The organism is Cupriavidus sp. SHE, assembly GCF_000812445.1.
Taxonomy (GTDB): domain Bacteria; phylum Pseudomonadota; class Gammaproteobacteria; order Burkholderiales; family Burkholderiaceae; genus Cupriavidus; species Cupriavidus metallidurans.
Genome location: NZ_JWMB01000011.1, coordinates 73,173 through 94,485, shown reverse-complemented (window position 1 = coordinate 94,485; position 21,313 = coordinate 73,173). Strand labels below are relative to the sequence as shown.

Genomic DNA, 21,313 nt, shown 5'->3' with positions numbered 1-21,313 from the left:
ATGGCCGGCATCGGATTCGAACTGCGCAAGATGCTGCGGCGGGACAGCCTTTCGGGGCTGATCGGCGCCTATGCCTATGCCGGGGTGATCAGCTCCGGTCCGTGGGTGCTGTCGATCGTCGGCATCCTGCTGATTGGCCTGCTATCGGTCGGTTTCGTGATTCCGGGCATGCTGATCACGCAGTTCCAGGTCTCGGTGACGTACCTGATCGCGTGCAGCCTGATACTGACCGGGCCGATGCAGCTCTCGTTCACGCGCTTCACCTCGGACCGGCTGTTCGAGCGTCGCGATGATCTGGTGCTGTCGAACTATCACGCGGTGGCGTTGCTGGCCACGATGCTGGCGGGACTGATTGGCCTGGCGTGCGCGTTCTGGGCCTTTCCGGAGCAGTCGGTGCTGTACCGGCTGTTGATGATCGCGGGCTTCGTGATCATGAGCAACATCTGGATCGCGGCGATCTTCCTGTCCGGCATGAAGCAGTACAAGGCCATCGTGTGGACCTTCCTGATCGGCTATGCCATCACCGTGCTGGCGGCGCTGGCAATGCGCAAGAGCGGGCTCGAAGGGCTGCTCGGCGGCTTTGTGGTCGGCCAGCTATGCCTGCTGGTGGGCATGATTACGCTGATCTACCGGAACTACACCAGTCGCCGCTTCATGTCGTTCGAAGTCTTCCAGAAGCGCTACGCGTATCCGAGCCTGATCGCCATCGGCCTGTTCTACAACCTTGGCATCTGGCTCGACAAGTTCATGTTCTGGTATGCGCCGTCCACTGGCCAGCAGATGATCGGGCCGCTCCATGCGTCGATCATCTACGACATTCCGGTGTTCCTGGCCTATCTGGCGATCATCCCGGGCATGGCGGTGTTCCTGGTGCGGATCGAGACGGACTTTGTCGAGTATTACGACGCGTTCTACAACGCGGTGCGCGGCGGCAGCTCGCTGGAACATATCGAGGACATGCGCAACACGATGGTCCAGACCATCCGCCTGGGCCTGTACGAGATCGTCAAGGTGCAAGCCATCGCGTCGCTGGTGCTGTTCGTGGTGGGCGGATGGGTGCTGCGACTGCTCGGAATTTCTGAGCTGTATCTGCCGCTGCTCTACGTGGACGTGATCGGCGCCAGCCTGCAGGTGGTGCTGCTGGGCGTGCTGAACATCTACTTCTACCTGGATCGCCGCCGCGAGGTGCTGATGCTGACCGGCACGTTCGTCGTGCTGAATTTCGTGCTGACGCGCCTCACGCTCGAGCTTGGGCCGGCCTGGTATGGCTATGGCTTCGCGGTATCGCTGCTGATCGTCGTAGCACTTGCGTTATATCTGCTCGATCGTAAACTTGACCGTCTCGAGTACGAAACCTATATGCTCCAATAAAGGGCGCGATGCGTGGCGATGCTGCATTTTGCGTGCACGAAACCGTTACGCCCGCAATTGGAAACTGAGAGGAAAAGGTAAGGATTGAGGTTGGTCTGCAACACCCGAAGCGCAGAATCCCCTCTAACGTAGCCTCGACGGGCCGTGTTACCGTTCGGTAACATAACACCGCCGTGCCAGACACAGGCCGTAGTTATCAGAGGGAAGTATGAGAATTGCCTCCGTGGAGGACGACACCAGCCAGGCCGAGCAGATTTGCCAGCTGCTGGATGAAGCGGGCTTTGAATGCTCGAGCTTCGCGACCGGTTCCGCGTTCTTGCGAGCATTGCGGGACCAGGCGTTCGACCTGGTCGTCATGGACTGGCAATTGCCGGACGTCAGTGGTTACGAACTCGTGAGCTGGGTCCGCCAGCATTCGGGACGCCTGCCACCGATCCTGTTCCTGACCAGTCGCATCGAAGAATCCGATATCGTCGCGGGCCTGTCCGTGGGCGCCGACGATTACCTTGCCAAGCCGATCCGGCCGGGCGAGTTCGTCGCGCGCGTGCGAGCGTTGCTGCGTCGCGCATATCCCAAGACCCTGCACGAAGACGATCTGATCCGGCAGGGCGCCTATATCGTGGACGCGCGCCGGCGCGTTATCGCGCTGGACGGCCAGAACGTTGACCTGTCGCCGCGCGAGTTCGACCTGGCATTGTTCCTGTTCCGCAATATTGGCCGCCTGCTGGCGCGCGACGTGATTGAACAGGCCGTCTGGGGGCGTGCGATGGATGCCGCCTCGCGCACGCTCGACACGCATATGTCGCGCCTGCGCATCAAGCTGGCCCTGCGCCCCGAGAACGGTGTGCGGCTGGCTTCCGTCTATTCGCATGGCTATCGGTTCGAAGCCACGGCCGCTCATGAGTAGCCGTCCCACGCTGCACCGCGCCACCGTGGGAGGCGCGCTGATGTCCCTGATTCTGTCTGGCAGTGCGCTGGCCGGCCCCGCAGGCACGCAGGGCAAGGATTTCATCTATGAGGTCGAGCGGGGCGACACCCTGATCGGCCTGGCCACGCGTTTCATGACGAGCACGGACGGCTGGCACCTGCTGCAGACGCTCAATCGCGTGGAAGATCCGTACCGGCTGGTGCCCGGCACGCGGATTCGCATTCCCCTGTCGCAGATCCCCGTAGCGCCGTCGACGGCGCGAGTGGTTTTCGTGCGCGGACAGGCAAGCGTCGATGGCAGGCCGATGCAGACCGGCATGGCGCTGGCCGAATCGGCGCGGATCGAGATCGGTCCGAATAGCGCGGCAACGCTCGAACTGAGCGACGGGACCCGTGTGTCGCTGCCAGCGGCGACCAAGTTGCAGGTGCGCCGACTGCGCGCATTCGCGCGCAGCGGTCTGACCGATACGATGATCGGCATCGACAAGGGCGGCGCCGATTCCGTGGTCGCGCCGAAGGGCGGTGGCGTCGGGCGCTATGAGATCAGCACGCCGTTGATGGTGACAGGCGTGCGTGGCACGCGCTATCGCGTCAGCGCCGATGACGGCGGTAGCCGTAGCGAAGTCATCGAAGGCAAGGTCGGTGTGGGGGCAGGCGCGCGGGCGGGCTCGGCCACGCAAGTCGCAGCCGGCTACGGTGTTGGGGTGTCGACTGCGGGCCGACTGTCCAAACCAACGGCGTTGTTGCCTGCCCCGGTCGTTGCCGCGCTGCCGCAGCCGGTTTCCAGCCGTGCCGTCACGGTGCGCTGGCAGGCCGTGCCGGGCGCGGCTGGCTACCGTGCGGGCGTGGCGCGCGATGCCGCGCTGACCGAATGGGTAGCGACGACAGAATCTGCGTCGCCGGAGGCCGTATTCGACGATCTGCCGGACGGTGATCTTTTCCTGGCCGTCAGCGCCCTGTCGCCACAGCGGCTTGCCGGACGGAACGGCGTGCAACCGTTCAAGGTCTGGCGCAATCCGCCAGCGCCGTTCTCGCTGATGCCTGTGCCCGACGCCGTCGAGCATGGCAGCGAGGTGGCGTTCCGCTGGGCTGCCGTGCAGGACGCATCGGGCTACGAGCTTGCGCTGGCCGCCGATCCCGAGTTTTCTCAACGCGCCGAGACGCGCCGTGAAAATGGCGTGGAGGCCGTCCGCACGCTGGCGGTGGGGCAGTGGTGGTGGCGCTTGCGTTCGTTCGATGCGCGGAATCAGCCGGGCCCATGGGGCGACACGCTAAAGGTGACAGTGCAACCGGCCCCGCCAGTGCCGGCGCCGGTCGACAACGGCGAGGAATTGCGCGTGCGCTGGCCTGCCGATGCCGGAGCCGCCGCTGCCACGGGCTATGTGCTCCAGATGGCGTCCGATCCCGCTTTCAGCGGCGATGTGGTCACGTTCCGTACCACGGAGAGCGCGCTTTCGATTCCCCGCCCGGCCTCCGGCACATACTTCGTTCGCGTGGCCCGAGCCACTGGAACGGACGTGCCTCTGGCAAGCGCGTTTTCCGCGCCACAGCGAATCGACCTGCAATCTGTGCTGCGTGATGGACAGGGTGGGGTGATCGTGACGGGCGGCGCGAAGAAAGGCGTGCAACTTGGCGCCCAATAGAACTGACCTGCGCAGCGGCCAGTTCGACGCGGCCGAGCGGGAGGGCGCCCCGGGCGCCATGGGCTTTCGTCGGCGCACGCGACTGGAGTGGGCGCTGCTCACCGCCGCCGTGCTGGTGATCGCCCTGGCCGCGTCAAGTTTCTCCTGGTTCGAGCGCGCGGACCTGGCCGTGTTGGACCTGGCCATCGTTGCCCAGGAGCACCCAGCGCGCAATGACATCGTGATCGTCGCCATCGACGACGAAAGCATCGGGGTGATCGGCCGCTGGCCGTGGCGGCGCACGGTGCTTGCCGCGCTGGTGGACCAGATCGGCGCTGACAAGCCGCGTGCGATCGGCATCGATGTGATCCTGTCCGAGCACGATATCCGTTACCCGTCCGACGACGCCGAACTCGCGCGTTCCGTGGCGCGGGCCGGCAACGTGGTCTTGCCCATGGTCGGCGAGTCAGGATCGAGCGGCGCTCGGCTGCGCGGCCCGATGGATGGCCTGCTGGCGCAGACCGGCCACATCAACATGATTGTGGATACCGATGGCGTGGCCCGGCAGGTGTATCTGCGCGAGGGCGATGGCGAAGGGCCGCCGGTCTGGCACTTCGCGGCCGCTATGGCCGCGCTGGGCCAGCCCACGCCGGTGACAGCGGCGCAGTTCCGCAACGAACGCGCGGTACGCATGGATGGCGCGGGCTGGATCAGTCAGGACCGATTGCGGATTCCGTTCGTCGGCCCCCCGGGGTCGTTCGCGCGCGTCTCGGTGCTGGATGTGCTTTCCGGCGAGGTCAGTCGCGGCTACTTTCGCGACAAGTCGGTGCTGATCGGCACCGTCGCCACCGGACTCGGCGATGTGTTCCCGACGCCGGTATCGCGCGATGGGCGCGCCATGAGCGGTGTCGAAATTCTGGCCAACACGCTGCAGGCGCTGCTCGATGGCACCGGCATCGTTACCGTGCCCAAGCCCGTGGGCTGGCTCGGGACGATCCTGCCGGTGCTGCTGGCGGCCCTGGCGGCGTTGCGGTTCTCGCCGCGCAATGCGCTGCTCGCCACGGTGGCGATCGTTGCGGCGGTCGTCGGCACCAGTCTCTGCCTGCCGGGCAGCATGCATCTGTGGTTCGCGCCGTCGGGTGCGGTGCTTGGCTGCATGATGGTCTACCCGCTCTGGAGTTGGCGGCGTCAGGAAGCCGCGCTTCGCTTCCTGTCCGAAGAACTCGGGCGCCTGGCGCATGAGCCCGGCTTGCTGCCGGCGCCGGCCACGCGCATCGACCACTCGCTCGACGGCCGGATGCAGGCGGTCTACGGCATGACCTCGCGCCTGCGCGACATGCGGCGCTTTCTGTCCGACGGACTGGAGAGCCTGCCGGAGGCGACCGTGATCTGCAATCTGGATGGCGGCATTCTGGTGGCGAACCGGCGCGCGGTGGCGCTGGCGCCAACGATGCTCCAGGGGATCGACGGCGCGTACTATGCCAACGACCTGCGGTACATGCGCGGCAGCAATACGTACGGCGAGCTGGGCCGCCCGGGGTTGCCCGACCTGATCGAGGCGATGTTCGCGGTGGCGGGTCCGGGCCTGGCCTACTGGGACGCGCTGTGCGGCGCGCTCGAAGGTGACGCGCCGGTGATGTCGTCGTCGGATTCGCATGGCGTGGAACTGACCACCGAGGACGGCCGGCGCTATCTGTTGCATGGCGGGCCGCTGCATGGCGAGGCGGGGCGTCCCGCGGGCGTGATCGTCAGCCTGATCGACATTACCGCGATACGTCGCGCCGAACGCCAGCGCGAGCAGACACTGCATTTCCTGTCTCACGACATGCGCTCGCCGCAGGCGTCGATCCTGGCACTGATCGACATGCAGTCACGCCCCGACCGTGCCTTGCCGCAGACCGAACTGCTCGGACGAATCGGCGAACACGCGCACCGCACGCTTGCCCTGGCCGACGATTTCATCCGGATTGCGCAGGCCGAATCGCAGAGCCTGACGTTTGCCGAGACCGACCTGACGCAGATCGTGCTCGACGCAACCGATGAAATGTGGGCGCTGGCCAAGGCGCGTGGGACCGAACTGCGGCTCGACGTCGACGAGCAGGGGCCGAGGTTGCGCGTGGCGCCAGCCCTGCTGGCACGCGCCATCACCAACCTGGTCAACAACGCCATCAAGTACAGCCCGTGCGGCACCGAAGTGACGGTGCGCCTGCGCAGGCTCGGCCCCTATATGGCGATCGAGGTATCCGATCAGGGGCCGGGCATCTCGCAAGACGCCCAGGCACGGCTGTTCCGGCCGTTCAGCCGAGTGCACGCGCATGGCGCCGATGCGCCGTCTGGCAGCGGCCTGGGGCTTGTATTTGTGAAGACCGTGGCGGAGCGCCACGGCGGCCGGGTGATGGTTGCCAGTGAAGTTGGCAAGGGCACGATGTTCTCCATCTGGTTGCCCCTGCGCGGCCGCGCGTCCTGAATGCGGGCCGACACAATTGTTGGCAGTCACATTTTCGGAAATTGCCTACGATCTGGGTGCCGCGGACTCCGCATCCGCGCGCCTTCCGGCCCGCGTCGTATCCCGACGCGGGCAATTTTTTGCGTAGTCGCCGGACAAACGCCCTGACGCTCTCCGCCGGAGAGCGAACCAGCAGCCATTGATATGCCCTTTAGGGGGCGGTGGAGAGGGCAAGCATCTCGATTGCCCCGAGACGCTATTCTGATTCTGGCTACTTTGCTGAATCGGATGGCGGGGCAGCCGGGGTTGCCGGAGTTGCCGGGGCGGCTGGATTAGCCTCTCCAGCAGCGGGCTTGGCCGGAGCAGCCTCCCCAGCAGCAGCGGGCTTGGCCTCCGAGGCCTTGTCCGACTCGTCCACCTCGTCGTATGACGGCAGCGCGTTTTCACCCTGGTTCAGCAGGTACTGGCGCCGCTGCGAATAGGCATCGCGCACGAACGCGTACTTGTCGAGCGCGGCCTGCGAGAGCAGGTCCGTGGCGCCCAGCAGGTTCGAGCGCGTGTTGATCACGTTGACGCCGAACAGCGAGTTGCGCCAGGCCGGATCCAGATAGTGCGCCGGGTCCAGGTAGATGCTGGCGGCCACGCCCATGCTGTCGCGGAACGAACTCGGTCCGTAGATCGGCAGCACCAGGTATGGGCCTGCGGGCACGCCCCAGGTACCGAGGGTCAGCCCGAAATCCTGCGAATGGCGGTTCAGGCCAGCCGCCGTCGCCACGTCGATCAGGCCGCCAATGCCGAGCACCGAATTGATGGCGATACGCATCATCGTTTCGGTGGCATCGACGCCCTTGCCCTGCAGCACGTTGTTGACGAAGTTGCCCACGTCCGACAGGTTCGAGAAGAAATTGGTCACGGCCAGACGGGCCGGCTCCGGCGTTACCGCCTTGTAGCCCTTGGCCAGCGGTTGCGCGCCATAGGTGTCGATCGTGTCGTTGACCTTGAAGATCACCCGGTTCATGGGCTCCAGCGGATCCTGCGGATTGGCTTGAGGACCCGTGGCGCATCCGGTGGCGAGGACAGAGAGCGAGGCGGCAGCCAGCGCGCGGGCAAGCCGGGGCTGGCGCAGTGCTGCGGCGCCCGAAGGCGAAAAGCGGGATAGCATCGGGAAACGGTCTTGGCTTTGGTTTCTTGTAAGGGTGCGGCGCCTACCTTCCTGGGTGGCGTTGATCCGGCCCCGCTGTGTTATCGGCAGATTGTGACATGGACGCGGCTACCGAGAGCGGGGGCAGCGACGGGCCGAGCGGTTCGGCGCGTCCCGACGGCTGACGGCGCGGGCGTCCCATCAGGATCGGCTGGAAGAACACCGCGCCAGCCAGCGTGCACGCCAGCGCCAGCGCCAGCAGTTTGCCCATGCTCGCGGTGCCCGGGTGGTGCGACAGCCAGAGGCTGCCGAACGCCGTCGCCGTGGTGGCGGCGCTGAACAGCACGGCGTGGGTCAGGCTCGACTGCAGAAGCTTGGTCTTGCCATGGCGCCAGGCAATCACGTAGTAGATCTTGAAGGCCACGCCAATGCCCAGCAGCAGCGGCAGCGCGATGATATTGGCGAAGTTCAGCGCGATGCCGAACACCACGCAGAGTTCGAGCGTCACGAGGCCGGAAACCAGCAGCGGGATCAGCGTCCGCAGCACATCGCCGACGCTCCGCAGCGTGATCCACAGCAGCACCGTGATCGAGATCACCGCCAACACGCCGGCGTGCAGGAACGCGGTCATGATCGTGTCGGCCGATCCGCGGATCGCGATCGGGCCGCCGGTGGCGTCCGGCTGCACGCGCGCCATCACGTCGATAAACTGGTTCAGCGCCGCTTCGCGGGCGTCATCGTTCTTCGCGCCGGGCGGGGGCAGCTTCGGGCTGACGCTGACCAGTGCCTGACCATCGGGCGCGAGCCAGTCGCGGACCAGTTCGGGCGGCAGCGTCTGCTGCGAGATCGGCTCGGGCTGCAGCGCGTTCTGCAGCGAGGCCAGTGCCAGTTGCAGCGGCAGCGCAATGGCCTGTTCCGCGCGGTCGCGCGTGGCGGCCGGCGCATCGGCCAGCTTCTTGAGCGCTTGCGACAGATGGTCGGCTGCAGCCGCGCCCGGGCCGGGGTGATCCTCGGCAGCCAGCGCGAGCTGGCGCGAAGCGTTGCGCAGCGATGCCACGCGGCGCACGTCCTCGGCCGGTTGCGAGCGCGTTTGCGTCAGCACGGGCATCAGGCTTTTCGCCATGCCGGCGACAATGGCCAGCTTGGCGGGCTGGTCATCCGGAATGAACGTCTTCAGCGTGACCACGCGCTCGACTTCCGGCAGCGTCTTGAGCCGCGTGGCGATCTGCTGAGCCGCCGCCACGGACGGGGCGAGCACGCTGACGTTGTCGGTACCGGCCTGCGGCGCATCCTTGAGCGCGAGCAGCGTCGACATCGATTCGGAGTCAGGGTCCTTCAGGTGCAGCGGGTCGAAATCGAAACGCAGGTGCGGCAGCAGCGGCGCGCCCGCGATCAGCACCGCCAGCACGCCGACCAGCGTGCCCTTGCGATGGCGTTCGAAGAAGGAATCGGCCGGGGCCAGCCAGGCAAAGCCGGGCACTTCGTCCTCGCCCGGCGGGGCCAGCACGCGGATCATTGCCGGCAGCAGCGTGAAGGTGGTGCCGAAGGCGATGAACATGCCGACGCCGGCGATCTTGCCAAGCTCGGCCACGCCACGGTAGTCGGTGGGCAGGAAACAGAAGAATGCCGCTGCGGTGGCGGCTGCGGCCAGCGTGAGCGGGCCTGCAACGTCGCGGGCCGCCAGCTCCAGCGCCTTGTTGATGTCGTCATGCTCGTGCCGCTCTGCTCGGTAACGCACGCCGAACTGGATGCCGAAGTCGACACCCAGGCCGACGAAAAGCACCGCGAACGCCACGGAAATCATGTTCAGCGCGCCAACCATCAGCAGGCCCAGTGCGGCAGTGATGATGAGCCCGGAGATCAGGCTGACAAGGACAGCCGTGATCAGCCGCGCGGAACGCAGCGCCATCCACAGGATGCCGATCACGACGACCAGCGTGAGGATGCCATTGAGCGCGGCGCCTTCGCTGACCGACGAGAATTCGTCGTCGGCCAGGGGCTGCGGGCCGGTCAGTCGCACAACGGCGCTGTAGCGTTCGGCAAGCTTGAGTTCGGTGGCCGCGGTGCGGATCGCTTCGCTGGCGCCAGAGCCCGCTTGCAGGTCGCTGAAATCGAGCACCGGCGACAGCGTCACGAAACTGTACGCGTTGCCGTCGGCGTTGGCCTTGAGGCTGTCGTCGACCAATCCGGCCCACGACAGGGCCACCGTATGGTCGGCCAGCACGCCGTCGACGGTATTCGCGCTCGCCTGGAGCAGCTTTTCCATGTCGCCCAGCTTGATCTGTCCGAGCTGCAAGGGGAGCGCCAGCGTGGTGGTCAGCAGGTCCGACAGGCCGCGCAACGTGGGATCGTGCGCGAGGTTGTTGAGCAGCGGCCGGGCCTGCGTGAGTTTCTCGGCCATGTCGTTGACGCTCGCGGTATCGGCGAACAACAGGCCGTTGCGTTCGAAGAACGGGCCCGAACCGGGCTGCCCGACCGCGCGGAAGCGCTTGGGCTGCTTGCGCAGGGCATCGGCCAGCTCATTGGCGGCCGCATCGGCAAGCTCCTTGGCCGGGGCCTGCACCACGGCGAGGATCATCTTGTCGCGCTGCGGAAAGGCGTCGCTGATGGCCTGGTCGTGCTTCGCCCAGGGGGCGTCGGATTCAAGCAGCCGGCTGATATCGGTGTTGATGGCGAAGTTGCGGGCCGCGTAGATGCCTGCGGCAACGGTCAGCAACAAGGAAATGCCAATTACCAGCCAGGCGTGGGCGGTAGCGAATTTGACGGTGCGAACGAGCAGCGGTCTGATCATGTGTTTGAAATCTTCATCGCCCGGTTGCGGAGGGGCGCGTGGGCGGCACCCGGAGTATAGCGGGTGACGGTGGCGTTGCAGGTCCGGAGCGCCTTGCGCGCCATGCAGTCCGGCCTCGCGGCGATCCGCTATATACTGGCCCGACTGGCCAGCCGGCCGATACCTTGAGCATCAGATTGTCATGAACCGTTACGGATTCCTTCCCGCCGCCATCATTGCGCCGATCGCCGCCGTGGCCGTCGTCAGTACCGCCCACGCACAGGTCAATACCAGCGCTTCGCCGGACAAGCTCGTGCAGTCCGCCGTCGAGGGCGTGATCACGAAGATCAAGGCCGATCCGGAAACCCGCGCGGGCGATCTCGGGAAGATCACGGCGGTGGTCCAGCGCGAGTTCCTGCCCTATACCGACTTTGGCCGCACCACGCGCCTCGCGGTGGGCGGTGCCTGGAAACAGGCGACGCCGGAGCAGCAGAAGGTCCTGCAGGAGCAGTTCACGGCGCTGCTGGTGCGCAGCTACGCGGTGTCGCTTTCGCAACTGCGCGAGCAGAGCCCGAAATTCTCGTACAAGCCGGCCAAAACCGGCAGCAATGCCAATGACGTGGTGGTGGCCACGCGGGTGATGAACAACGGCGACGAGATGCTGATCGATTATCGGCTGGAGCGCGGCGCGGAAGGCTGGCGCATCTATGACATCAACATGATGGGGGCGTGGCTGATCGAGGTGTACCGCAAGCAGTTTGCGGACATCGTCGCTCGTGACGGCGTGGATGGATTGGTGAAGTACCTGACGAATCACAACGCGCGGACTTGATGCCTGTGTGGGCCTGAATGGCCTGAGTGGTCCGGAAAAGCAATCGGGGTCGGCAATGCCGACCCCGATTGCTTTCACGTCACCAGAACCAGGCTTAGTGCACCTGGGCGGCCTGAGCGGCCTCGGCGCGGCTACCCTGCGCCTTCTTCAGGTTGCCGATCTCGGCCAGCTTGATTTCCACGTGGCGCGAGAAGACGTATTCGGCGGGACGCTGCTTGTCCAGCGGGATGTCCGGGGCCATCGGGCCATCGGTCTTCACGCCGCGCAGGCTCACGCCCAGCGCCTTGATCGGGTGCGCGAACGTATCGGCCACAGCCGTGGCTTCAAAGCCGCTGTGGACCATGCAGTTGGCGCACTTCTCGTAGTTGCCGACACCGTAGGCGTCCCAGTCGGTGTCTTCCATCAGTTCCTTGAAGGTCTTCACATAGCCTTCGCCGACCAGGTAGCACGGACGCTGCCAGCCGAACACGGTACGCGCCGGGTTGCCCCACGGCGTGCACTTGTAGGTCTGGTTGCCGGCCAGGAAGTCCAGGAACATCGTCGACTGGCTGAACGCCCAGTTCTTGCCGGCGTTGCCGCGCGACAGGATGTCGCGGAACAGCTGCTTGGTCTTGCCGCGGTGCAGGAAGTGCTGCTGGTCCGGGGCACGCTCGTAGGCGTAGCCGGGCGAGACCGTGATGCCGTCCACGCCCATCGCCTTGACCGAGTCGAAGAACTTGGCCACGCGGTCAGGCTTGGCATCGTTGAACAGCGTGCAGTTGATGTTGACGCGGAAGCCACGTTCCTTGGCCATGCGGATCGCTTCCACACAGCGGTCGTACACGCCTTCCTGGTTCACCGAATGGTCGTGCATTTCGCGGTCGCCATCCAGGTGGATCGACCACACGAAGTACGGGCTCGGCTCGTACTGGTCGATCTTCTTTTCCATCAGCAGCGCGTTCGTGCACAGGTAGACGAAACGCTTGCGGGCGATGATGCCGCGCACGATCTCGGGCATATCCTTGTGCAGCAGCGGCTCGCCGCCGGCGATCGAGACCACCGGGGCGCCGCACTCGTCCACGGCCTCCAGGCATTCCTGCACCGACAGGCGCTGGTTCAGGATGGGGTCCGGATAGTCGATCTTGCCGCAGCCCGAGCAGGCGAGGTTGCAGCGGAACAAGGGCTCGAGCATCAGGGCGAGCGGGTAGCGCTTCTGCCCGGAAAGATGCTTGCGTGCGATGTAGGCGCCTACGCGGGCGACCTGCAGAAAGGGAATGGCCAAGGGGGTGCTTCCTGTTAGGTTCGTTGCTTCAGCCTGCCGCCGTCTGGTCGGCAAGGCGTGCGTCGCTGGGTTCAGTGGTACTACTGGCCGCCGGGGCCTGCTTCACATTTTCCAGCTCGGCCGGCAGGCGGAATTCGGCATGTTCCTCGATCCCTTCCATGGTCGAAACTTCGACCGGACCAAGGCGGCGCAAGGCCGCAATGACGTCTTCCACCATTTCTTCGGGTGCCGAGGCACCCGCGGTAATGCCGACGACGGCGGCGTCGCGGACCCACGTGGGGTCCAGCTCGCTGCCATCGGCGATCAGGTAACTCGGTACGCCGCTCTCGGTGCCGATTTCGCGCAGGCGATTCGAGTTGGAACTGTTGGTGGCGCCAATCACGAGGATGACGTCCACGCGGGTGGACAACTCGCGCACCGCGCTCTGCCGGTTCTGAGTGGCGTAGCAGATATCGCGTGTACTCGGGCCAACCAGATTGGTAAATCGCGCGCCGAGCGCCGCAATGATATTACGGGTGTCGTCCACGGACAACGTGGTCTGTGTGATGTAAGCGACCGGTGCGTCATTCGGCAGGTCCAGCGTGGCGACATCGGCCTCGTTCTGGACCAGGATGACCTTGCCCGGAATCTGCCCCATCGTGCCTTCCACCTCGGGGTGGCCGGCATGGCCGATCAGGACGACGTGGCGGCCCGCTGCCGCGTACTGGCGTCCCTGATTGTGAACCTTGATGACGAGCGGGCAGGTCGCGTCGATCGCGTGCAGTTCGCGGCGGGCGGCCTCGCTGACCACGTCCCGCGACACGCCATGCGCGCTGAAGATCGTCACCGCATTGCCAGGCACCTCGTCGAGTTCCTCGACAAAGCGCGCGCCTTTCTGGCGCAGGCTTTCCACCACATGCTTGTTGTGTACGATTTCGTGTCGCACATAGACGGGGGCGCCATGCTTGACGAGGGCTCGATCGACGATTTCGATCGCGCGGACGACACCTGCGCAAAATCCGCGAGGTTGAGCAAGTATCACCTGCATCGAAATGGCCCCCCGACCCTCTTGTGAAGATTAGAAGACATTTATATTTTGGTATTCCCGGGATCACATTTCCGGACTACGGTGGTTACTATATACCGGTGTCAGTTTTCGTGTCGCCGCGTGGGAATTTGCCAACAGGGCGTTTCCGGCGAGAATGCTGCACCGCAATCCGGCTGTGGGCGGGCTTCTGCGGGGCAGAAAAGCCTGCTGCGCCGGCAGCATTGTCAGGGGATTTGAAATTAACAATTGCATTCTTGTTACAGGTGCGTCGGGATTCCTAGGCTCGTCTGTGATGCGACAGGCACTCGACCGTGGCTTCCAGGTGCGCGTGCTTGTGCGCTCGACCAGCCCGCGCGCCAATCTGGCCGGCTTGCCCGTGGAGATTGTCGAAGGTGACATGCGGGATGCCGCGTCGATGACCCGCGCCATGGCCGGCGTGCGCTACCTGTTCCATGTGGCAGCCGATTACCGGCTCTGGGCGCCTGATCCCGAGGAAATCGTGCGTTCGAACGTCGAGGGCACGGTCACGGTCATGAACGCCGCCCGCGCAGCTGGCGTGGAGCGTGTCATCTATACGAGCAGCGTGGCCACCCTGCGTGTGGCGGGCGCCACGGCGCCGGTCGACGAGACGGCGGCAATGGCCGGCCATGAGGCGATCGGCGCCTACAAGCGCAGCAAGGTGTTGGCCGAGCGCGAGGTGGAGCGTCTGGTGGCGGAAGGCCTGCCGGCGGTCATCGTGAATCCCTCCACGCCGATTGGCCCGCGCGACGTGCGTCCGACCCCGACCGGCCGGATCATTGTCGAGGCGGCCACCGGCAAGATCCCGGCCTTCGTCGATACCGGCCTGAATCTGGTCCACGTGGACGACGTGGCGAACGGTCATTTCCTGGCGCTGGACAAGGGGCGCATCGGCGAGCGCTATATCCTGGGCGGCCAGGACGTGCTGCTGCGGCAGATGCTGGCCGACATCGCGGGCATGGCCGGCCGCAAGGCGCCAACCATCGAGTTGCCGCGCTGGCCGCTCTATCCGGTCGCGCGCGTGGCCGAGACCATCGCACGCTTCACCGGCAAGGAGCCGTTCGTGACCGTGGATGGGCTGAAGATGTCGCAATACCGGATGTTCTTCACTTCCGCCAAGGCCCAGCGTGAGCTTGGATACGCGCCGCGCCCCTATCAGGAAGGGCTGCGCGACGCGCTCACGTGGTTCCGGGAAGCCGGCTATCTGAAGTAGCCGATCGGCATGGCGGGTGGCCCCGCCATCTGGACGTTACGACCGTACGGGCGCCTGCGAGCGCCCTTTCCACTGGCCGCCGCGACGCAGGTAATAGCGCCGCGCGGAATCCAGCGTGGCGCCCAGGTAGAACAGGGCGGTCAGCGGCAACAGCGGCGCCATCCACACGGGTTGACGATACTCACGCAGCATCGGCCGGTAGCTGATGGCCATCAGGAGCCAGGCCAGCCAGGCTGGCCAGGTCCCCGCGCCGCCGGCCAGCGCCAGGACCGGCGGTGCCAGATAGGTCAGGATCATGCCCAGCGTGGCCCCGATCAGCATCCACGGCGAGTAGTGCAACTGCGTGTAGGCACTGCGGGCGATCATGTTCCAGAGGCTCTGCCAGTCGTCGTAGGGGCGGAGCGAAATGCTGTCATCCGCCAGATCGAGCCGGATCGACCCACCGGCCTTGATCTTCGCCGCAAGGCTGCAATCGTCGATCAACTCGCCGCGAATGGCTTCGAACCCGCCGATACGGGCTAGCGCCGAGCGCCGCGCCAGCATGCAGCCGCCCGCCGCGCCGGCCACACGGCTGCGCGGGTTTGCAATGCTCGCGAACGGGTAGAGTTTGGCGAAATAGAAGACAAATGCCGGCACGATCATGCGTTCCCACGCGGAATCGCAGCGCAGGCGCACCATCAGCGAGACCAGGTCACGCTGCTCGTTCTCGGCGCGGGCCACCAGTTCGGCCAGCGCATTCGGACCGTGCCAGATATCGGCATCGGTCAGCCAGACATACCTGGCCTCTGGCGCGGCCTTGTCCGCGGCGGCCAGACCTTCGGATTGCGCCCAGACCTTGCCACTCCAGCCGGCGGGCAGGTCGCGTGCCCCGATCACGGTCAGCGCGTCGCCTTTGCCGATGGACAGGGCCGCGGCACGCGCGATGTCCGCCGTGCCATCGGTACTGTGATCGTCCACCACCACCAGATGGAGCCGGCCGGCGTAGCGCTGGCTCAGCACACCGGTCACGGCGCGGCCAATCACATCCGCTTCATTGCGGGCCGGGATCACGGTGACCACGGTGGGCCATTCGGCCGGGGCGGGAGAGGGCGCGGGCTTGCGCACGCGCCAGAAACCGGCGCGGGCGAAGACCAGCACGCACCAGACCGCGAGGGTCAGCAGGGACAATCCAAACAGCATGGCGAATTATTTGACGAAGCGTCGTGCGAAGCGCGCCAGCTTGGGCACCGTGGTCGGACGCAGAAGCCGCGCATCATACCCCGCCATGCGCCGATCGTTCTCCATCAGGCAGAGATCGATCATCGAGCCGGGCGTGAGCGAGTCGGCCAATGTTTCGGCGGCGTTCATTGGGAAGTTGGCGTCCTGGGCGCCGCCATGCTCGTCTACTTCGATCTGGCGAGCCAGGCCGATCCGCTCCCGAATCAGGAACAGCCAGACGCGGAACACCTTGAAGGCGAACGCGGGGCGGCGCCACCAGGGCAGGCTGGCGCGATACCAGGCCACCCAGTTGACGAAAAACAGGATGTGGCGGCCTTCTTCCTGAATCACCGGCTCGAAAGTCTCGACGAGTTCGGCCGGGAAGTAGCCCGAATCCTTGGCGGCCGCGAACAGGCCGAACGCGGCAAAGCTGTCGATGCACTCGCTGTAGCCGGTAACCAGCCAGCCCCATTCGATGTCGGACGGCGGCAGATATTCGGGCTCGGGTTCCAGCTGGATGCCGTAGGCCTCGACGAGCTTGGCCAGCACCACCTTGTGCCGCGCCTCCTCGTCGCCATCCATTTCCAGCGCGCTGCGCAACAGCGGGTCGCGCTGAAGCCGGGCAAAGCTGTGCACGCGGATCGACGCGCGGCCTTCAGTCTGCACGGCGATGTCCCAGATCGGCAGCGAGGTCACGCGCTCGAGCGCTTCCGGCGAGAGCTTCGGCCAGTCGATGACGGCGGGTTTGTAGGGGTTGTGGGTCTGCAGAAGCATGTTGCAGAACATGCGCAGATGCTCGGGGGACCCGGCACGCACCGGACCCTCTACCGGGTCGGTCCAGTTGCGCATCGCGTAATCGGCCTGGTCGATGGCCGCTCGGGCAACGGTGGCAGCCACTTCGGCGGCACGCGCCGCCGGGCTCGGTGTGGTGCTGGCCGACTGTGATCCGGTTTCGGGGACCAACGGGTCGACGGTCATGCCATCCGCTTCGAAATTTCTCTTCATCGGCGCTCCGGGCAGGGGATTGCGGAGCCATTGTATCCAGCCGGAGCGATCAGCGCAGGATTGTGTCGTTCAAGGCAGTCGAAATCAATCCGGCGGGCCAAAGCCCGCCGGATCGTGACTGTCAATCGACCGCTAACGCGCGCGGTGTTCGTGCGCGGGCGGGTTCGGGCGAGGGCGCCAGTCCCGTGCGATGTCGGGGAAGACGTCGCACTCGCCACGCACGATGGCCTCGATCGTCGTGCAGACGCATTCGGTCCCCCGCGGGCCTACGCAGACGAGGCTGTGCGGATGCTCCGAATGGGGCGGGATGGCGTACACGTGCATGCCCTCGCGGTAGAGGGGATGCCGGGTGAGCCGCTCGTTCAGGATCTCGACGAAGCGGCGGGGGCTTACGGTGGGCTTGTCCATCGCTAGTTCGTCCTTTGAAGGAAACCCCGGCCCAGGCCGGGAGCGTTTGCAGGCGCGCAGGCTTAGTGGAGCGTTTGCGAGTCAGTGACTTCGCCGGCCGCGCGCGGCGTGTCCAACATGCTGTTGCCGGCAGCCCAGCAGGCCGCTTCCGCTTCGGCGTGCGAGGGGTAGTCGGCCGCTGCTTCGATCATGCTGTCGCATTCAGCGCCGCCGCACTTCTCTTCCACCACGATTCGCCACGTATAGCGTCCGGGAGGGTCTTCAAGCACATGCATGACCAGCGTGCGGCGGTGGTCGGTCAGGGTCATGGGATGGGTGGTGGGCATGGCGATTCTCCCTTGCCGACGGGCCATGACAGGAACGACAACCCGGCGGACTTTCAACATAGTCAGCGTCGCGGGGCATTGCCACCCCGAAATGATGCGGTGCGGCGTCGGCGGCCTTTCCTCGTATCTCCGGGCCTGCTATCTTGTCTGGCTTCGGTCTTGCGGGTCGACTATCCGGCCCACCCGAACCCAATCCGACATGCCAGTCTCGCCGCCGACCCTTACCGCCCGGATCTCCGCGCTGCTCGCCCATTTCGATACGGCCGTCCTGCCGCCCTGGACCGGCGCGGGATGGAATCCGGCGATGCAACTGGCGCATGAGGCACTGGATGGCGCCACCGGCCAGCCGTTGCCGGACAAACGCTACCGGGCGATGGCGTGCGCGCGCCAGCTCTATGTCTTTGCGACGGCCGGCAACCTGACACATGCCGATACGCTGTTTGCAGCGCTGCAACGTCACTTCGGCGATGGAGCGGGCGGATGGATCTACAGCATCGACGCCGACGGCCAGCCGCTCGATACGACGCGAGATCTCTATACCCACGCCTTCGTGGTCTTCGCCTGCGCGCATTACCACCGCGCTGGCGGCAGTGCCGCGGCGCTGGACCTGCTGCGTCGCACAGTCGATGTCATCGAAAGCCGCTTTGCCGATGGCAGCGGGCTGTATCACGCGGCCCTGGCCGAGGATTTCACGCCCAATGGGAGCGGCGTGCTGCAGAACCCGGTCATGCACCTGACCGAGGCCTATCTCGCCGCGCTGGAAGCCACTGGCGACACATGGTTCGCCAACCGGCTCCGTGACCTGGCCGATGCGGTGCACGCACGCTTTGTCGATGCCGCCGATGGCTGCGTGGCCGAACTGCCCCAGGGCAGCGCCGGCAATCGGATCGAGCCGGGACATCAATTCGAGTGGTATTCGCTGGTCATGACGGCCCCGGCATTGTTCGCCGATGCGGCACTGTCATCGGCATTGCGCCGGGCGTTCGATTTCGCGCGCCGCCACGGCGTGGCGGACGACACGCTGGGTGTCTGCGCGGCGCTGGATGGGGCGGGGGGCGTACTGGATGGCACCGAGCGCATCTGGGCGCAGACCGAATTCGCCCGGGCGCTGGCGGTCAAGGCATCCGTCGATCATGATGGCGAAGCGTTGGATACGCTCGCGGTCTGGACTGACCGCTTCCGCACGCGCTTTCTCCACGTCGGTGGCTGGCACGAATGCCTGGCGCCAGATGGTGTGGTCGTGCGGGCGGAGATGCCTTCCACCACGCCTTATCACCTGCTGACCGCCTATCAGGCGCTGGACGCGTTGCCAGGCTAAGCAGGCATCAATCGACCCGCGCGGCGCGCAGGTCGCTCTTGCGAATCAGTTGCAGCAGCGTGTCGGCCGGCTCGGTGAGCCGGCGTGCGGCCAGCGTGATGAACTCCACGTCCGGCAGTGCTGGCAGGGCATCGAAATTGACCGGTGGCACCAGACCGCCGCCGGTCAGATTCTCGGCCCGCACGGTGATGCCGAGCCCGCCGCGCGCCGCTGCGATGCATCCGGAATGGCTGCTGCTGGTGCACACGACGCGCCAGCGCCAGCCGTTCTTGGCCAGCGTGTCCAGCACCACGGAGCGCGTCACGCTCGGTTCGTTCACGAGGATCAGCGGTAGAGGCTGACGCACATCCACAACCGTACCGGGCCGCGCCAGCCATTCGAGCCGGCCACGGAAAAGGGGCACGCCGCGCCGCTCGCCTTCGCGCCGCTTGCCGACGATGAGGTCCAGGGTGCCCGCTTCCATCCACTCGTACAGCTTGCTGGTCATGCCGATGGTGATCTCGAGCTCCACGTCCGGATGCGTTGCGCGGAATGCAGCCAGCACATTCGGCAGGGGACCCTGCGCCAAGTCTTCGGAGGTGCCAAGGCGCACGCGCCCCTGCAGGCGCGGTCCGCTGAACTGGGATTCGGCACGGGCCAGGGATTCGAGAATCAGCCGGGCATGAACGAGCAGGGCTTCGCCATCGGGTGTCAGCGCCAGCGAGTGGGTATCGCGCACAAACAGCCGCCGGTTCACGCTGCCTTCGAGCCGGCGGATATGGTCGCTGACCGACGATTGCGACAGGCCAAGCTGACGCCCCGCGTCGGTAAAGCTGCGCGCGGTGGCCACCGTCGCGAAAGTCTGGATCCAAACGGGATTGAGCATCGGCGCATTGTCATCGGTAAATCCGATCGCAGTCAACAAAGCCAGAGGGGTTCCCGATGGGGTGTCCGCTAGGTACCATGCTCGAACGTCTCCGGGATTACCCGGAGTGACGCCGCCCCATCAAGAATTTCCTATGCGTACCGCCTCTGCTTCCGCCACCGATCAGGCCTTCTCCCAGAAGGCCATGCTGTGGATCGTCTTCGCCGGCTTTTTCATGCAGACGCTGGACACCACCATCGTCAACACCGCGCTGCCCGCCATGGCGCGCAGCCTGGGCGAGAAACCACTCGATCTCAAGCCTGTGGTGGTGGCCTATACGCTGACCATGGCGATGCTGACCCCGGCGTCTGGCTGGCTGGCCGACAGGTTCGGCACACGGCGCGTCTACTTCAGCGCGATCCTGATCTTCGTGATTGGTTCGGTGTTCTGCGCCACCGCGCACACGCTGACCCAACTGGTGATCGCGCGGGTGCTGCAGGGCATTGGCGGATCGATGCTGTTGCCGATCGGCAGGCTTGCGGTGCTGCGCAACATACCCGGCGAGCAGTACATTGCCGCACTGGCCTTTGTCTCAATCGCGGGGCAGGTCGGGCCGATCTTTGGCCCGGTGCTCGGCGGATGGCTGGTGCAGAGTGCGTCGTGGCACTGGATTTTCCTGATCAATGTCCCGGTGGGGCTGGTCGGCCTGTTCGCCGTGCATCGTTACCTGCCGGCTGGCGAAGTGGATGCCGCGCCGCCGTTCGACTGGATAGGCTGTGGCCTGCTGTCGCTGTGCATGGTCACGTTCTCGCTCGCGCTTGAGCGTGGTTCGGTCAGTAGCCTGAGCGCCGCGCTGATGGCCGCAAGCATTGCCAGCGCGCTGCTCTACATTCCGCATGCGCGTCGCCATCGCACGCCGCTGTTCCGTCTCGCGCTGTTTCGGGAGCCCAACTTCACCGTTGGGCTGGTCGGCAACCTGGTCTGCCGCATCGGCTCGGGCGCCGTGCCGTTCCTGCTGCCGCTGCTGTTTCAGCTTCAGCTCGGCTACTCCCCGTTTCATTCGGGCCTGATGTTGTTGCCGGTAGCCATTTCAGGGACCATCTCGAAGCGCTGGATCGTGCCGCTGGTGAACCGCTTCGGCTATGACATATTCCTGCTCGTCAATACGGTGATCGTCGGGGCTTCGATCGCTTCGTTCGCGGCGATCTCGCCGGGCTGGCCGCTCGGGCTGTCGATCGTGCAGTTGGCGATCTTCGGCGCCGCCAACTCCATGCAGTTTGCCGCGATGAACGGCGTCACACTCAAGGGTTTGTCGCGAGAAGACGCGGGCAGCGGCAACAGCCTGTTTTCGATGGTGCAGATGCTCGCGATCGGCCTTGGCGTGACCATTGGCGGTGGACTCGTGAGTCTGTTCTCGGCCAAGCTTGGCGTGGCCGCTCCGGCCTATCGGCTGGCCTTCCTCAGTGTGGGCATGATCACGCTGGCATCGGCCATGGTGTTCCGGCGGCTCGATGCGGACCTGCTGAACCCGAAGCGGACTGCGGTGGAAGCGCGGTAGCGCGCATCAGGGTTGCGGTAAGCGCACGG

The 21,313-nt window shown here is 65.6% G+C and carries 17 protein-coding genes; 8 read left to right on the top strand and 9 right to left on the bottom strand.

Annotated elements, in window-relative coordinates:
* The 4 genes from pelG (at position 1) to RN01_RS05860 (ending at position 6,387) form a co-directional block, all read left to right on the top strand.
* Positions 1–1,371, top strand: coding sequence for an exopolysaccharide Pel transporter PelG (gene pelG / locus RN01_RS05875; RefSeq protein ID WP_011518650.1), 1,371 nt, complete (start codon positions 1–3; stop codon positions 1,369–1,371).
* Positions 1,372–1,579: 208 nt separating this feature from the next.
* Positions 1,580–2,278 (top strand): response regulator transcription factor, encoded by a 699-nt coding sequence (locus RN01_RS05870; protein ID WP_011518651.1) that lies wholly within the window; start codon positions 1,580–1,582, stop codon positions 2,276–2,278.
* The gene (locus tag RN01_RS05865; protein WP_024570846.1) at positions 2,271–3,941 is read left to right on the top strand and encodes a FecR domain-containing protein; all 1,671 of its coding nucleotides are present in this window, start codon (positions 2,271–2,273) and stop codon (positions 3,939–3,941) included. The genes RN01_RS05870 and RN01_RS05865 overlap by 8 nt, the downstream gene beginning before the upstream one ends.
* The gene (locus RN01_RS05860; RefSeq protein ID WP_017513293.1) at positions 3,928–6,387 is read left to right on the top strand and encodes a CHASE2 domain-containing protein; all 2,460 of its coding nucleotides are present in this window, start codon (positions 3,928–3,930) and stop codon (positions 6,385–6,387) included. The genes RN01_RS05865 and RN01_RS05860 overlap by 14 nt, the downstream gene beginning before the upstream one ends.
* A 250-nt stretch (positions 6,388–6,637) precedes the next feature.
* Here the strand turns inward: RN01_RS05860 and RN01_RS05855 are convergent, their stop codons facing one another.
* Both RN01_RS05855 and RN01_RS05850 read right to left on the bottom strand, forming a co-directional pair.
* A complete protein-coding gene (locus RN01_RS05855; protein ID WP_017513292.1) occupies positions 6,638–7,528 on the bottom strand; it encodes a VacJ family lipoprotein in 891 nt (296 codons plus the stop codon).
* 43 nt (positions 7,529–7,571) lie between these two features.
* A complete protein-coding gene (locus tag RN01_RS05850) occupies positions 7,572–10,298 on the bottom strand; it encodes an MMPL family transporter (RefSeq protein ID WP_024570845.1) in 2,727 nt (908 codons plus the stop codon).
* Positions 10,299–10,479: 181 nt separating this feature from the next.
* On the opposite strand from RN01_RS05850, the gene RN01_RS05845 reads away from it, so the two are divergent.
* Entirely contained in the window at positions 10,480–11,109 is a 630-nt protein-coding gene (locus RN01_RS05845) for a phospholipid-binding protein MlaC (protein WP_008645112.1), read from the top strand.
* Between the two features lie 94 nt (positions 11,110–11,203).
* Here the strand turns inward: RN01_RS05845 and hpnH are convergent, their stop codons facing one another.
* The gene (gene hpnH, locus RN01_RS05840; RefSeq protein ID WP_008645108.1) at positions 11,204–12,370 is read right to left on the bottom strand and encodes an adenosyl-hopene transferase HpnH; all 1,167 of its coding nucleotides are present in this window, start codon (positions 12,368–12,370) and stop codon (positions 11,204–11,206) included.
* A gap of 28 nt (positions 12,371–12,398) precedes the next feature.
* Complete coding sequence (gene ispH / locus RN01_RS05835) at positions 12,399–13,397, bottom strand: 4-hydroxy-3-methylbut-2-enyl diphosphate reductase (RefSeq protein WP_024570843.1); 999 nt, start codon at positions 13,395–13,397, stop codon at positions 12,399–12,401.
* Between the two features lie 154 nt (positions 13,398–13,551).
* Between ispH and hpnA the strand changes: the two genes are divergently transcribed.
* Positions 13,552–14,628: a hopanoid-associated sugar epimerase gene (gene hpnA / locus RN01_RS05830; protein ID WP_223277417.1), complete on the top strand. Its 1,077-nt coding sequence runs from the start codon at positions 13,552–13,554 to the stop codon at positions 14,626–14,628.
* Positions 14,629–14,664: 36 nt separating this feature from the next.
* Here hpnA and RN01_RS05825 read toward each other — a convergent pair whose 3' ends face one another.
* The 4 genes from RN01_RS05825 to RN01_RS05810 form a co-directional block, all read right to left on the bottom strand.
* Positions 14,665–15,807: a glycosyltransferase gene (locus RN01_RS05825; protein WP_024570842.1), complete on the bottom strand. Its 1,143-nt coding sequence runs from the start codon at positions 15,805–15,807 to the stop codon at positions 14,665–14,667.
* A 6-nt stretch (positions 15,808–15,813) separates the two neighbouring features.
* Positions 15,814–16,830: a hypothetical protein gene (locus RN01_RS05820; protein ID WP_017515404.1), complete on the bottom strand. Its 1,017-nt coding sequence runs from the start codon at positions 16,828–16,830 to the stop codon at positions 15,814–15,816.
* Between the two features lie 132 nt (positions 16,831–16,962).
* The gene (locus RN01_RS05815; protein WP_011518661.1) at positions 16,963–17,238 is read right to left on the bottom strand and encodes a hypothetical protein; all 276 of its coding nucleotides are present in this window, start codon (positions 17,236–17,238) and stop codon (positions 16,963–16,965) included.
* Between the two features lie 62 nt (positions 17,239–17,300).
* Complete coding sequence (locus RN01_RS05810) at positions 17,301–17,564, bottom strand: hypothetical protein (RefSeq protein ID WP_008645098.1); 264 nt, start codon at positions 17,562–17,564, stop codon at positions 17,301–17,303.
* 199 nt (positions 17,565–17,763) lie between these two features.
* Here RN01_RS05810 and RN01_RS05805 point away from each other — a divergent pair, with 199 nt between their 5' ends.
* Complete coding sequence (locus RN01_RS05805; protein ID WP_024570841.1) at positions 17,764–18,882, top strand: AGE family epimerase/isomerase; 1,119 nt, start codon at positions 17,764–17,766, stop codon at positions 18,880–18,882.
* Positions 18,883–18,889: 7 nt separating this feature from the next.
* Here the strand turns inward: RN01_RS05805 and RN01_RS05800 are convergent, their stop codons facing one another.
* The gene (locus RN01_RS05800; protein ID WP_008645096.1) at positions 18,890–19,747 is read right to left on the bottom strand and encodes a LysR family transcriptional regulator; all 858 of its coding nucleotides are present in this window, start codon (positions 19,745–19,747) and stop codon (positions 18,890–18,892) included.
* A gap of 133 nt (positions 19,748–19,880) precedes the next feature.
* On the opposite strand from RN01_RS05800, the gene mdtD reads away from it, so the two are divergent.
* Positions 19,881–21,284, top strand: coding sequence for a multidrug transporter subunit MdtD (mdtD, locus tag RN01_RS05795; protein WP_017512959.1), 1,404 nt, complete (start codon positions 19,881–19,883; stop codon positions 21,282–21,284).
* Positions 21,285–21,313 lie beyond the last annotated feature (29 nt).

Coding starts and splice junctions, on each gene's coding strand:
- RN01_RS05865 (WP_024570846.1), top strand. CDS start 2,271: ATGAGTAGCCGTCCCACGCTGCACCGCGCCACCGTGGGAGGCGCGCTG.
- RN01_RS05845 (WP_008645112.1), top strand. CDS start 10,480: ATGAACCGTTACGGATTCCTTCCCGCCGCCATCATTGCGCCGATCGCC.
- hpnA (WP_223277417.1), top strand. CDS start 13,552: ATGCTGCACCGCAATCCGGCTGTGGGCGGGCTTCTGCGGGGCAGAAAA.
- RN01_RS05810 (WP_008645098.1), bottom strand. CDS start 17,564: ATGCCCACCACCCATCCCATGACCCTGACCGACCACCGCCGCACGCTG.
- RN01_RS05820 (WP_017515404.1), bottom strand. CDS start 16,830: ATGAAGAGAAATTTCGAAGCGGATGGCATGACCGTCGACCCGTTGGTC.
- RN01_RS05815 (WP_011518661.1), bottom strand. CDS start 17,238: ATGGACAAGCCCACCGTAAGCCCCCGCCGCTTCGTCGAGATCCTGAAC.
- RN01_RS05800 (WP_008645096.1), bottom strand. CDS start 19,747: ATGCTCAATCCCGTTTGGATCCAGACTTTCGCGACGGTGGCCACCGCG.
- ispH (WP_024570843.1), bottom strand. CDS start 13,397: ATGCAGGTGATACTTGCTCAACCTCGCGGATTTTGCGCAGGTGTCGTC.
- RN01_RS05870 (WP_011518651.1), top strand. CDS start 1,580: ATGAGAATTGCCTCCGTGGAGGACGACACCAGCCAGGCCGAGCAGATT.
- RN01_RS05825 (WP_024570842.1), bottom strand. CDS start 15,807: ATGCTGTTTGGATTGTCCCTGCTGACCCTCGCGGTCTGGTGCGTGCTG.
- pelG (WP_011518650.1), top strand. CDS start 1: ATGGCCGGCATCGGATTCGAACTGCGCAAGATGCTGCGGCGGGACAGC.
- RN01_RS05855 (WP_017513292.1), bottom strand. CDS start 7,528: ATGCTATCCCGCTTTTCGCCTTCGGGCGCCGCAGCACTGCGCCAGCCC.
- RN01_RS05850 (WP_024570845.1), bottom strand. CDS start 10,298: ATGATCAGACCGCTGCTCGTTCGCACCGTCAAATTCGCTACCGCCCAC.
- mdtD (WP_017512959.1), top strand. CDS start 19,881: ATGCGTACCGCCTCTGCTTCCGCCACCGATCAGGCCTTCTCCCAGAAG.
- RN01_RS05805 (WP_024570841.1), top strand. CDS start 17,764: ATGCCAGTCTCGCCGCCGACCCTTACCGCCCGGATCTCCGCGCTGCTC.